The sequence below is a fragment of the Kitasatospora sp. NBC_00039 genome (assembly GCF_045160625.1).
Lineage (GTDB): Bacteria > Actinomycetota > Actinomycetes > Streptomycetales > Streptomycetaceae > Kitasatospora.
In genome coordinates this window covers 468,158-480,144 of the sequence record NZ_CP108289.1, presented here as the reverse complement: position 1 = coordinate 480,144, position 11,987 = coordinate 468,158, and the positions used below count along the sequence as shown (strand labels likewise).

Annotated in this window: 10 protein-coding genes; 7 read left to right on the top strand and 3 right to left on the bottom strand. The window is 72.6% G+C overall.

The window, feature by feature from the left end; genetic code table 11:
- The first annotated feature begins 229 nt into the window (after nucleotides 1–229).
- The 5 genes from OG286_RS02565 to OG286_RS02545 all read left to right on the top strand — a co-directional run bounded on the left by OG286_RS02565 (nucleotide 230) and on the right by OG286_RS02545 (nucleotide 6,815).
- Nucleotides 230–724, top strand: coding sequence for a MarR family winged helix-turn-helix transcriptional regulator (locus OG286_RS02565; RefSeq protein ID WP_396320375.1), 495 nt, complete (start codon nucleotides 230–232; stop codon nucleotides 722–724).
- On the top strand, nucleotides 721–1,185 hold the full coding sequence (locus OG286_RS02560; protein WP_396320374.1) for a MarR family transcriptional regulator: 465 nt from the start codon (nucleotides 721–723) through the stop codon (nucleotides 1,183–1,185). Before OG286_RS02565 ends, OG286_RS02560 begins: the two co-directional genes overlap by 4 nt.
- A 733-nt stretch (nucleotides 1,186–1,918) precedes the next feature.
- Nucleotides 1,919–3,055 (top strand): GNAT family N-acetyltransferase, encoded by a 1,137-nt coding sequence (locus OG286_RS02555; protein WP_396320373.1) that lies wholly within the window; start codon nucleotides 1,919–1,921, stop codon nucleotides 3,053–3,055.
- Nucleotides 3,052–4,230, top strand: a complete 1,179-nt coding sequence (locus OG286_RS02550; RefSeq protein ID WP_396320372.1) for an acyl-protein synthase — start codon at nucleotides 3,052–3,054, stop codon at nucleotides 4,228–4,230. The genes OG286_RS02555 and OG286_RS02550 overlap by 4 nt, the downstream gene beginning before the upstream one ends.
- Nucleotides 4,227–6,815, top strand: coding sequence for an acyl-CoA reductase (locus OG286_RS02545; RefSeq protein ID WP_396320371.1), 2,589 nt, complete (start codon nucleotides 4,227–4,229; stop codon nucleotides 6,813–6,815). The genes OG286_RS02550 and OG286_RS02545 overlap by 4 nt, the downstream gene beginning before the upstream one ends.
- Before the next feature lie 122 nt (nucleotides 6,816–6,937).
- On the opposite strand, the gene OG286_RS02540 is transcribed toward OG286_RS02545, so the two are convergent.
- The 3 genes from OG286_RS02540 to OG286_RS02530 form a co-directional block, all read right to left on the bottom strand.
- Nucleotides 6,938–8,212 carry a phenylacetate--CoA ligase family protein gene (locus tag OG286_RS02540; RefSeq protein ID WP_405363313.1) on the bottom strand — a complete coding sequence of 425 codons (1,275 nt, stop codon included), beginning with the start codon at nucleotides 8,210–8,212 and terminating at the stop codon, nucleotides 6,938–6,940.
- A 338-nt stretch (nucleotides 8,213–8,550) separates the two neighbouring features.
- Nucleotides 8,551–9,717 carry an alanine--tRNA ligase-related protein gene (locus OG286_RS02535; protein WP_396320368.1) on the bottom strand — a complete coding sequence of 389 codons (1,167 nt, stop codon included), beginning with the start codon at nucleotides 9,715–9,717 and terminating at the stop codon, nucleotides 8,551–8,553.
- Nucleotides 9,718–10,089: 372 nt separating this feature from the next.
- The gene (locus OG286_RS02530) at nucleotides 10,090–10,848 is read right to left on the bottom strand and encodes a DeoR/GlpR family DNA-binding transcription regulator (protein WP_396320367.1); all 759 of its coding nucleotides are present in this window, start codon (nucleotides 10,846–10,848) and stop codon (nucleotides 10,090–10,092) included.
- A gap of 49 nt (nucleotides 10,849–10,897) precedes the next feature.
- On the opposite strand from OG286_RS02530, the gene OG286_RS02525 reads away from it, so the two are divergent.
- A complete protein-coding gene (locus OG286_RS02525; protein WP_405363315.1) occupies nucleotides 10,898–11,281 on the top strand; it encodes a DUF4406 domain-containing protein in 384 nt (127 codons plus the stop codon).
- Nucleotides 11,278–11,961: an NUDIX domain-containing protein gene (locus OG286_RS02520; protein WP_405364677.1), complete on the top strand. Its 684-nt coding sequence runs from the start codon at nucleotides 11,278–11,280 to the stop codon at nucleotides 11,959–11,961. Before OG286_RS02525 ends, OG286_RS02520 begins: the two co-directional genes overlap by 4 nt.
- Nucleotides 11,962–11,987 lie beyond the last annotated feature (26 nt).

Sequence of the window (11,987 nt, the reverse complement as noted above, 5' to 3'; positions counted from 1 at the left end):
ACCGGCCGCCGGAAGTCCTGGTGCGGGGCCGAACTCCCGCCGCCCGCACGGCTGCCGCGGCCGTGCCGACGGGGCCCGCACCCGCGCCACCGGGGCGGCTCAGGGCCGCCCGATCGCCGACTCCGCGGGGGTCGGGTGCGGGGGATCCGGTGGAGGGGTCCGGCGGGAACGGCGGGGGACAGGCGGAAGATAGTCGCCATGGATATAGTAGCCATGTACTCTATTTGCCATGAGCAAGGGTTCAACGGGCCCCACACCCGGCTTCCTGGTATGGCGGCTCGCCAACAAGTGGCGCGTCGCGGTCGATCGCGCGGTGGCCCCGCTGGGCCTCACGCACGCGCAGTACTCACTGGTCGCGTCGCTGTACGGCATGCAGCGCGCCGGCGAGCGGCCCAGTCAGCGCCGGCTCGCCGACCACACCGGGCTGGAGGCGCTGTACGTCTCGAAGCTGGCGCGTGCCCTGGAGTCCGCCGGGCTGATCGAGCGCACCCGCGATCCCCGCGACCCGCGCGCCGTACAGCTCGCCCTCACCGACGAGGGCCAGGCCGTCACGCGGCAGGCCATCGCGGTGGTCCAGGGCCTCCTCCGGCAGTTGCTGGAGCCGCTCGGCGGCCTCGACGCCCCGCGGACGCGCGCCTTCACCGAGGAGCTGGCGGCCCTGCTCGACGCACCTCTCGCTCCATCCCTGCCCGACGACGAGAGCACTCAGGGGACAACACCATGACCACCACCGCGTCCACCGCCACCGCCACCGCACCCGCCGCCGACGCCCGCGCCCTCGGCCTGGCCCACTACGCCGCCCGCGGCGTCCTGGAGCACGTCCTGGCCCGGCACGGCGTCACGTTCCAGCAGCAGGTCGCCCTGCGCACCGCCGTCACCGCCGACGCCCCGCAGACGCCGGACGAACTGGTCACGCAGGTCCGGAGCTCCCTCAAGGCCGATCCGGCCGACATCCGCGCCACCCTCGACGAGCTGCTGGCGCGACAGCTGCTCGTCGCGGACGGTGCGCACCTTCGCGCCACGGATGCGGGGCGCGAGCTGCTCGCCGTCGTCGCCACGGAGACCGCCCCCATCACCGCCCGCGTCTGGGGCGGGATACCCGCCGAGGACCTGGCCGCCGCCGGGCGCGTCCTCGCCCTGGTCACGGAGCGCGCCGACGCGGAGCTCGCTGTGCTGACCGCCTGACCGCCCCGCGGCTGAGCCCGCAGGAGGCGAAGGCCTACGTCATGATCGTTCGGGACGGCGCCGAACCCCCGGAGGAGCTGGCGAGCCTCACCCGGGAAGAGCCGAGGTGGCCGCCGCTGCCCATCGAGATGCTGGCCGGCCCGGTCGAGTCGCGGCCGGGCCGAGGGGTCGAGATGCCGGCCGGCCCGGTCCGGCAGCGGCCGGGCCGAGGGGCCGGTGAGGTCGACGGCGCTCTGTTCGGCCGACGGATACGCGCCCTGATCACCGCCCACAACGGGCTCGGCGACCACTCGGCCCCGGGGCACGGCAGATCTCCGACGCCGTCCGGAAAATCACCGCCCTGGGGCAGGGTGGATCAATTCATTCGTTGAATTTCGTACATATTTGATGATCCATCAGAAGAGTTTTGGCGAACCATCACCGCTGCTTCTGAATGGTTGTGATCCTTGTCGCACCACTACCGGTGAACCCCTTGTCCCACCTGCTGAGACGGCATCGACCGCCGGCGAAGGGGGCCGCCGTGATGCCGGAGCCGGGTTAGTGTGATGGTCGGTCAACCTACAGTGACCGCACTCCTTCCGTTCGTGCCCAACGCGGCTTTCGCGACCCATCCGGTCCGCCGTGTGGCGGGTTGCCCCAATCCGGGTGCTCGCCGCCGGGCGTGAATTCGCTCTTCCATGTCGCGTCCACGCAGATCCGTGGACGTACCGCCTTCGTGGGGGGAGGCAATCCGGTGCTCAACTATTCCCCGGCGCGTCCCGATGACGTCGACGCGCTGCTCCTGCTGTACCGAGAGGTCTACGGGCGTGCGTACGCACTGCCGCTCGGGACCGATCCCGACGTGATGGCGAGCGAGATCAGCTCGCCGCAGACCACCTGGCTGGTCGCCCGCGAGCCCGCCGGCGGCCGGCTCCTCGGCTCGATCGTCGGCACCCTCGACCCTGCCGCCCGGCTCGGCAAGCTCCAGGGCCTGGTGATCCACCCGGACGCCCGCGGCCTCGGCGCGGGCCACCTGGCCGTCCGGCAGCTCAGCGAGGCACTGCTAGGCGGCGATCGGCCGGCCGACTCGCTCTACTCGACCGCCCGTACCAACTCCACCGCGCCGCAACGGATCTGCCTGCAGGCCGGGTTCCGCGCACTCGGCGTCCTGCCGAACCTGCGCAAGGCCGCACGGCACGAAACCATGGTGCTGCTGGCCCGCCACCGCGAGGGCGTGCTCGAACAGCGCCTGCCGGTGGCACGCGTCCCGCAGGCCCTGGGCGGCCTCATGCGGGCCCTGGACGCCGTCCCGGGCCCGCACCCGAGGCCGGAGCTCGCCGACGAGCCGCTGCCGGTCCCGGCCCGGGGTCCCGGCCCGGGGCTCGAACTCGTCGACGCCCCGCAGTTCGTGGCCCGCCACTTCGCCCGCCACCTGCCCGACCCCGGGCAGTGCTTCTACCCCTTCCACACCCCCAACGTGCTGCTCACGCCCGCCGACGGCCGCTACGAGCTGTACGCGCAGCTCAGTCCGTCCGACGGGTACTGCACGCTGATCGGCGCCGAACCCGGGCTCTCCGCGATCGGCGACGACCTCGACACCATCACCCAGAAGCTCGCCGCCCACGGCGCCAGCTACCTCGAAACCCTGCTCCCACTGGACAGTTACGAGAACCTGCGGCTGCTGCTCGCACACGGGTTCCTGCCGGTGGCCGCCTACCCGGCGATGCGCCGGGAGCACAAGGGCTTCCGTGACTACGTGGTGATGGCCCGCACCCTCCAGCCGCTCGACTTCCGCGGCCTGTCCATCGATGCCGCCTTCCAGCCGTTCGCCGAGCAGTACATCGAACTGTGGAAGCACCAGAACCTCAACACCAACGGGATATTCCGATGAACAAGTACCTGCGCCCGGTCGCGGTACCCGACGCCGATGCGCTGGCCCACGTACAGCAGCTCTGCGACATCGCCGAGCCGTACCAGGCCGGCCCCGCCTCGGACCGCCTCTTCACCGCGGCCATGAACGAGTCCAACGCCTGGCACGCGGCCAGGTCCCCGTTCTTCGACCGGCTGCTCAAGGCCGGCCCGGGCGCGGGACGCCCGATCGAGAGCATCGAGGAGCTCGACCGGCTGCCCTTCGTCCACGCCAACTTCTTCAAGGCCCACGAGATCCTCTCGCTGCCCCGCGAAGAGGTGCTGCTGCACCTCACCTCCTCCGGCACCACCGGCCAGCGGTCGCAGATGTTCTTCGACGAGTTCACCCTGCGCAACGGCCAGCGCATGGTGGCCCGGGTCTTCGACCACTACGGCTGGATCGACGAGCGGGAGCCGGTCAACTACCTCCTCTCCAACTACCAGCCCCGGCCCGGCCTCAACCTCGGCACGTCGTTCACCGACGAGTACCTGTGCCACTTCGCCCCGGTCCGCTCGGTCGAGTACGCCCTCAAGCACACCGGCAGCACCCACGAGTTCGACCCCTTCGGCTGCGTCCGCACCCTGATCCGGTACGCCGAGGAGGGCGCCCCGGTGCGGATCCTCGGGTTCCCCGCCTTCCTCTCCTTCACCCTCGACCGGATGCGCGACCTGGGCATCGGCCCGCTGGAGCTCTCCCCGCGCTCACTGGTCGTCTTCGGCGGCGGCTGGAAGGGCCACGCGGACAAGCAGGTCGCCAAGCCCGAGCTGTACCGGCGCATCCACGACCAGTTGGGCATCCCGGACGAGCGGATCCGCGACGGCTACGGCGCCGCCGAACACTCCGTCCTGCACATGGAATGCCCCAACCACAACCTGCACGTGCCGGTCTGGGCCCGGATGCTGGTCCGCTCGGTGCGCGACCTGACACCGCTGCCCTACGGAGAGCCGGGCTACGCGCAGTTCATCTCGCCGTACGTCACCTCGGTGCCCGCCCAGTCCGTCCTCATGGGCGACCTGGTCACCCAGCACGCGCCCGAGGAGTGCGGCTGCGCACTGTCCACCCCCTGGTTCACCGTGCACGGCCGGGCCGGCCTCAGCCGCAACCGCAGCTGTGCCATCGCCGCCGCCGAACTCCTCAAGACCGAGAAGGCCTCATGACCAGCCCCACGACTCCCGTCGCGACCACCGACCGGCACTACTGGCAGGGCAGCTGGGTCGACGACACCGAAGCCGAGCGACGCCTCGCGGGGCTCGACACCTGCACCACCGAGGCCCTCGCCGTCCCGCTCAGCCCGCTGACCGTGCTCGCCGCCTGCGACCGTCTCGCCGCCACCCTGGCCGACCCCGCGAGCGAGCAGCACCGCCGGCTCGCCCGGCTGCTCGACGACGCGGATGTCGACACCGCGGAGCGCGAGCGCACCCTCCACGACCTCACCGAGGCGCTCGGCCGCGAGGCCCTGGAGACCAAGGTCACCCGCGAGCTCGGCGGGATCGACCCCGGACGGCTGGCCCGCTTCGACTTCCGCCGGGAGATCTTCGAGGGCTGGCTGCCGGTCGGCCTGCTGGTGCACATCGCCCCGGGCAACGCCCCCGCCGCGGGTGCGCTCAGCGTGGTCGAGGGCCTGCTCGCAGGCAACCTCAACATCGTCAAGACCAGTGGCGGGAGCCGCTTCACCCACGCCCTGCTCGCCGAACTGGCCGCGCTCGACCCGACCGGCGCCATCGCCGCGCGGACCGTCGTCCTGGGCTTCCCCTCCTCCCGCACCGACTGGCTGGCCCGGCTCTGCGGCGCCGCCGACGCCGTCGCCGCCTGGGGCGGCGAGGAGGCGGTCAACGCCATCGCCGCCCTCACCCCACCCGGCTGCCGGTTGGTCGACTGGGGGCCCAAGCTCTCCTTCGCCTACCTCACCGCCGACGCCTGGTCCGCCCCCGAGACGCTCGCGGGCATCGCCCAGGACATCTGCCGCCTGGAGCAGCAGGCCTGCGCCAGCCCCCAGGTGATCTACCTGGACACCGAGGACCACGATCAGCTCTTCGCCTTCGCGGAGCGCTTCGCCGCCGTCCTCGCCGCCCAGCCGCCGAGCGCGGCCGAGCCGGAGCTGCTGGAGAGCGCCGAGATCACCAACACCGTGCTGGTGGCGCGGCTGGAGGAGCACCTGGGCCTGACCAAGGTGCACGCCGACCCCGCCGCCCGCTGGCACGTCCTGGCCGACACCCGCGGCGCCCTGCGCGCCTCCCCGCTGCACCGGACCGTCTGGGTCAAGCCGCTGCCGCGCAAGCGGATCGGCGAGGTGCTGCGCCCGATGCGCCGCTACCTGCAGACCGCCGGGATCGGTGCCTCCCGCCGCGACACCGCCGAGCTGGCCGGCGCCGTGCTCGCCGCCGGGGTCCAGCGGGTCACCGTCCCCGGGCGGATGCTGGACAGCTACGACGGCGAGCCGCACGACGGCGTGTACGCGCTGCAGCGCTACAGCCGCCGGGTGGACGTCCAGCTGGACGCCCGGTTCTCCGCCGACGCCTGCCTGGACGACCTCGTCGGCGCCCGCGAACTGCCGCCCCCGCCGGTGCCGGTGACGGCGAAGAGCGAGTTCGAGCAGCTGCAGGAGGACCTCGGCCGGGCCGAGGTGTTCTTCCGCAGCGGGGGCAGCTCCGGCGCGCCCAAGCTCTCGGCCTTCAGCTGGGACGACTACCACGAGCACATGCGGCACGGGGCCGAGGGCGTGCTCGCGGCGGGCTTCGACCCGCGCACCGACCGGGCGATGAACCTCTTCTTCGGCGGTCTGCTCTACGGCGGCTTCCTGAGCTTCTACTCGGTCCTGGAGAACCTGCGCGCGGTGCAGTTCCCGATGGCCGCCCAGGACGACCACGCGGCCGTCGCCCGGTCGATCGTCGAGCACCGGGTGGACACCCTCTTCGGTATGCCGAACTACCTGCTGCGGGTCTTCACCGAGGGCGCGGACGTGCTCCGCGAGTACCGCGGGGTGCGCAAGCTCTTCTACGGCGGAGAACACTTCCCCGAGCGTCAGCGCACCTGGCTGCGCGAGGAGTTCGGCGTCGAGCTGATCCGTTCGGCGGCGTACGGCAGTGTGGACGCCGGCCCGCTGGGCTACCAGTGCCCGGACGCCGGGGACCGGGTGCACCACCTGTTCAGCGGACTGCAGACGCTGGAGATCCTCGACCTGGAGGAGGACCGCCCGGCCGGTCCGGGCCAGGCCGGGCGGCTGGTCTTCACCGCGCACAGCCGGCGCGGCCAGCGCCTGGACCGCTACGAGATCGGCGACCTCGGCCGCTGGGTGGACGGCGGCTGCCCCTGCGGGCGGCGCACCCCGCGGTTCGAACTCCTCGGCCGCTTCGGCGACATCTTCCGCAGCGGCAGCCACTTCCTCAACTACCGCCGCTTCGTGCTGGCGGCCGAGGAGCGGCTGGACCACCACGGCGCCCTTCAACTGCTCCTCGACGAGGACGAGCACAGCGCCCGGGAAAAGCTGACCGTCCGCCTGGAGGGGCTCCGCTCGCAGCCGCACCCGGGCGAGGACCCGGGCACGGGTGTAGGCCCGCGCTCGGCCGAACACCCGGACGCGGTAAGGGAGTTCCTGGACGCTTACCCGGACCTCGCGGCCGCCGTGGTGCGCGACGGCCTGGTGGAGCTGTCCGTGGAGCACGCCCCCGCCGAGGACTTCGAGCGGACGGCCGCCAGCGGCAAGCTCCTTGCGGTCGTCGACCGCCGGGCCCGGAACCGCTGAGGACCGCGGGCCGCCGCCGGGCGGCGGCCCGTAGCTCCCGTAGCTCCCGTAGCTCCCGTAGCTCCCGTGGCTCCGGCAGCATCCGTGGCTCCCGTAGTACGGCGCCACGGATGCTGCGGGGGCTACCCCATCCGCTCGTCGAGGAGCCGGACCAGCTTGCCGGTCCGGGGGTTGACCGCGAGGCCGTCCGGGGCGACCCATTCGAAGGCCAGCGGGTGGATCAGGCCCTTGCGGACGTGGTCGGCGAACATCGGCCGGGTCTCACCGAGGCGCGTGGTCAACTCCCGTTCCAGGTCCGGGTTTCCTCCGCCCGGTGCGGCGAGCCGCAGCACCAGCTCGTCCCGCTCGGCCCGGTGCCGCAGGACCACCTGATGGCCGACGATCGGGCCGTGCCCGCCGGTTGCTGCCAGCAGGGCGCGCAGGTCCTCCAGGTAGACGGTGACCACCCCGACCCGGGCGCCCTCCTCCGAGCGTCCCAGCAGTCGCAGGCGCCGCCGAGGGAAGTCGACCCACTCGGCGAGGTCGCCGACGGGGTAGCGGATCACCGGCATCAGACGGCGGACCAGATCGGTGGCGACCACCCGGCCGGGGCGGCCCTCCTCCTCGATCGGCTCGCCGGTCTCCGGATCGAGCAACTCCACCACCTTGTCCTCGGTGAAGACCTCGTGCACCCGGCTGTCCGGCTCCCCGGCCACCGGTCCGGCCAGGACGCCCGCGTCCACGCTGGCGTAACCGATCGACCGGACGGCCACGTTGGGGAAGGCGGTGGTGAGCAGTGCCACCTGGTCCGGATAGCAGGCCTCGCCGGCGAAGAGCGCGATGCGGACGTCCGGGAGGGTCCCGACGGTGTCGACGACCTCGCGGGCCAGCCGGCACAGCGACGTGGGCGGCGCGGCGATCACGGTCGCGGAGAAGTCGCGCAGGGCCTGGACGGTGGCGTCCAGTGGTGCGGCGCCGCCGATCGGCAGCTGGACCGTGGGGACGGGCGCTTCCTGCAGGCAGTTGAGGGTGAAGACGAAGCTGGAGTAGAGCTCGCCGGCGTAGAAGAGGTTGGCGACCTTGTCCCCGGCGCGCAGCCCGGCGGCCGGCAGGCCGCCGCCGAAGGTCCGGCTCATGCGGCGCCACTCCGCACGGGTGTACATGGACACCCGCGGTGCCCCGGTGGTGCCGCCGGTCTTGAAGACGATCCCGTCCTCGTGCGGCCCGGTGAGCACCCGGCTGTTGGTGATGCCGTGGGCCGCCCAGTAGGCGGTGTGCTCGGTCAGCGGCAGCGCGCTGAGGCCGGTGGGGTCGGAGGCGTCGGCGAGGTCGTCCGGGAGGCCGGCGTAGAGGTCGCGGTAGAAGGGGGAGTTCTCCCGTACATAGCGGATCAGGTCGGGTATATGAGTAGTCGTCACATCATATGAGTCTAGACCTGTACAAAAGCCTCGTCCGCGCGGGGTGGGGGGCGCCGGGATCGTGGGGCCGCTGCGTGGACCGGGATCGTGGGGCGCCGCGTGGACCGGGGTCGAGAACGCCGGCCGGCTGCCACGGGCTCGGGCCGAACGGGACCGGCTGGAAGCCCTGTTGGGGTGGATCCCCGGTTCCCCGACCGGGGATCCACCTCCGTGGCGCAGTGGTGCAGTGCCGCCGTGGCGGCCAGGCGGGTCACGCCTGCGAAGGGTTCGGCCTCGTCGGCCTCGTCGGCCTCATCGGGCTCGCCGGCTCGGCCTCGTCGCCGCCGGGCTCCGGGCCGTCACTGCGGTCGCAGGTTCAGGACGAGGTCGCGCGGCAGACCGTGGGTGTCGTGGAGGTAGTGGAAGTCCTCCTCGCGCAGCGGGCCCCGGAACCGGGGGCGGGCCAGGATCTGCCGGCCGCGTTCCAGGAGCCGGCCGAAACGGCGCTCCTCGTCGAGCAGCACCCGGCGCACGGCATCCGGATCCCCTTCCTGGCGGAAGCGGTCGAGGGTGTGCAGGATCAGCTCGTCCGGCAGGTCCCCGAGACTGCGCGAGGGATCGTCCCGCCGCAGCACGGTGAGCACCCGTCGTACCAGCCGGCGCAGCACGTAGCCGCGGCCGGTGTTGGCCGGGCGCACCCCGTCGCCGATCACCACCATGGCGGAGCGCACGTGGTCACAGACCAGCCGCAGTGACGGCTCGTCCAACTGCCACAGGGGCGGCACCACACGGCGCCAGGGGTCGAAGACGTCGCACTCGAACACCGACGTCCGGCCCTGCAGCAGCGAGGCCAGCCGTTCCAGGCCGAGCCCGGTGTCGACGTTGCGCTGGGGGAGCGGCACGAGCGATCCGTCGACGAGTCGTCGGTGGCGCATCATGACGTGGTTCCACACCTCCACCCAGCGGTCGTCACCGGTCGGTGTCGACTCGGGCGGGGTGTCGCAGGTCCACAGGAAGATCTCCGAGTCGGGGCCGCACGGCCCGGTCGGGCCGTTGGACCACCAGTTGTCCTCGACGGTGAGCTCCACCGGCACCCCGTGCGACTGCCACAACTCCAGGGAATCGGTGTCCGGTCCGGTCTGGTCGTCGCCGCCGAAGACCGTGACGTGCAGCAACCCGGGATCGATGCCGAACCCCTCGGTGAGCAGCCCGTAGCCCCAGTCGAGGCTCTGCGGGCCCTCGTAGTCGCCGAGCGACCAGGTGCCGAGCATCTCGAAGACGGTCAGATGGGTGCGATCGCCGACCTCGTCCAGGTCCGTGGTCCGCAGACAGCGCTGCACATTGACCAGCCGCCTGCCGAGGGGGTGCGGGCGCCCCTCCAGGTGCGGGGTGAGCGGGTGCATGCCCGAGGTGGTGAACAGCACCGGGTCACCGGGCGGCGGCAGCAGGGTCGAGCCGGTGATCCGGCGGTGGCCGCGTTCCTCGAAGTACTCGACGAACGTGCGGACGATCTGATCGGTGTTCATGGGGTGGCTCCTTCGCGTGAACTGCGGGGAGGCACCGGACGACTGGTCCGCGCGGTCATCGGAACCGGGGCGGGAGAACGCCATGGAACCACCGGCGGACCGTGTCCGGTCGCCGGTGGGAGAGGGAGTACGTCAGGCGGCGGCAACCGGCGAGCTGGTCGCTCGCGCGGTCGCGGTGGTGCTTCGGCCTGTGACGTTCATACGGCCGAGGTTAACGCGCCCGCCGCCCCTGGTCACCCGATTTTCGGCCCGGCCGCCCGGCCGCCCGGCCGCCCGGCCGCCCGGAGGACGCCCGCTCGGAGGACGGCCGCTCGGTGGACGGCCGACGCGGAATCTGCAGGCTGCCGGAGACCCCGCCGACGCCCGTGGCCGTCAGCCGGCCGACAGGACCTCCACGCCGCGCGCCGTGAGCTGCTCGACGACCGCGTGTCGGGGATCGGCGTCGGTGATCAGTCCGCTGATCTCCTCCCAGGGCAGGACGCGGAACCGTGAGGCCGTGCCGATCTTCTCGGACGAGGCGAGGATGTAGGTGTCCGCGGCCCGCGCGGCCAGCGCGCGCTTCATCGCGGCCTCCTCGGCGTCGCCGGTGGTCAGTCCTGCCTCCGGGTGGACGCCGGTGACGCCGAGGAGGCAGAGGTCGGCCGAGACGTTCTGGGCGGCCTCGACCGCGGCCGCACCGCAGGCGACCGCCGAGTGCTTGAAGATGCGGCCGCCCAGCAGGAAGACCTCGGCCTGCGGATGGTCGAGCAGCGTGGCCGCGACGGTCGGGCTGTGGGTGATCACGGTGCAGGTGAGGTCCGGCGGGAGCAGGCGGGCGACGGCGAGGGCGGTGGTGCCGCCGTCCAGGATCACGGCGCTGCCCGGCTTCACCAGAGCGGCGGCCGCCGCGGCGACCTTCCGCTTGCCGTCGGGGGTGACGGTCTTCCGGGCGGCGTAGTCCGCCACGGCGGGGGAGACGGGTAGCGCTCCGCCGTAGACGCGGTGGCAGAGCCCCTCGGCGGCGAGGTCGCGCAGGTCCCGCCGCACGCTGTCCTCGGAGATGCCCAGGTCCACGGCGACGTCCTTGGCGACGATCTTGCCCTCTCGCGCGAGCAGGCCCAGCAGGTGGTCGCGCCGTTCAGCAGCCAGCATCCGTGTTCTCTCCTGTTCTTGCACGTTTCTGCGTGTATCGTAGCGCGCCATGACCGACAAGCCGATGCTCATCCTCATCGCCGGCCCCTACCGCTCCGGTACCGACGGCGACCCACGGGCCATGGCCGCCAACCTCGCCCGCCTCGAAGCGGCGGCGTGGCCGGTCTTCGCGGCCGGTCACCTCCCCGTCATCGGAGAGTGGGTCGCCCTGCCCGTCCTGCGCTCGGCCGGCGCGGGCCCCACGGACCCCCTCGCCGACGAGGTCCTCTACCCGGCCGCCGAGCGCCTGCTCGCCCACTGCGACGCCGTGCTCCGGCTGCCCGGTGACTCCACCGGAGCTGATCAGGAAGTCGCCGCTGCCCGCCGCCGCGGCCTGCCCGTGTACCACGACGTGGACGAGGTCCCGCGCCGCACCCCTCAGGAGAGCGAGTGAACACGCGCCCCGGCATCGACATCCCTGACCACCGCGGCCGCACCCGCCTCGACCGTGCGGGGCGTGACCTCGACCGCAACCCCGACGTCGTGGTCCGCGACGTGGAGCTCACCTCCCAGGGCTGGCACGTCCTGCGCCGCACCACGTTCGACTACCGGCGTCGCGACGGACGCTGGGTCACCCAGCAGCGCGAGACGTACGACCGCGGCAACGGTGCGGTCGTGCTCCCGTACGACGCCGAGCGTGGACGGGTGCTGCTCACCCGCCAGTTCCGCTACCCGGCCTACGTCAACGACCACCCGGACGGCATGCTCGTCGAGGCCGCGGCCGGCCTGCTCGACGGCGACGCGCCGCTCGCCGCCGTCCGGCGCGAGGCCGCCGAAGAGCTCGGCGTCACACTCGGCCCGCTCACCCACGTCCTCGACGCCTACATGAGCCCCGGCTCGGTCACCGAACGCCTGCACTTCTACGCGGCCCCCTACGCCCCGGCCGACCGCACCGGAAGCGGCGGCGGGCTGGAGGAGGACGGCGAGGACATCGAAGTACTCGAACTGCCCTTCGCCGACACCCTCGCCATGGTCCGCGACGGCCGCATCACCGACGGCAAGACCATCCTGCTCCTGCAGTGGGCCGCCCTGGAGGGACCTTTCGCCTCGCCGCAGGCGAGGGCGGCCGGATGATCCGGCCGGCCGGGTGCGAGGCGTGC

Excerpts from the sequence above, each read along its gene's own strand:
- OG286_RS02560 (WP_396320374.1), top strand. The coding sequence starts at position 721 with ATGACCACCACCGCGTCCACCGCCACCGCCACCGCACCCGCCGCCGAC.
- OG286_RS02525 (WP_405363315.1), top strand. The coding sequence starts at position 10,898 with ATGACCGACAAGCCGATGCTCATCCTCATCGCCGGCCCCTACCGCTCC.
- OG286_RS02545 (WP_396320371.1), top strand. The coding sequence starts at position 4,227 with ATGACCAGCCCCACGACTCCCGTCGCGACCACCGACCGGCACTACTGG.
- OG286_RS02565 (WP_396320375.1), top strand. The coding sequence starts at position 230 with ATGAGCAAGGGTTCAACGGGCCCCACACCCGGCTTCCTGGTATGGCGG.
- OG286_RS02550 (WP_396320372.1), top strand. The coding sequence starts at position 3,052 with ATGAACAAGTACCTGCGCCCGGTCGCGGTACCCGACGCCGATGCGCTG.
- OG286_RS02535 (WP_396320368.1), bottom strand. The coding sequence starts at position 9,717 with ATGAACACCGATCAGATCGTCCGCACGTTCGTCGAGTACTTCGAGGAA.
- OG286_RS02530 (WP_396320367.1), bottom strand. The coding sequence starts at position 10,848 with ATGCTGGCTGCTGAACGGCGCGACCACCTGCTGGGCCTGCTCGCGCGA.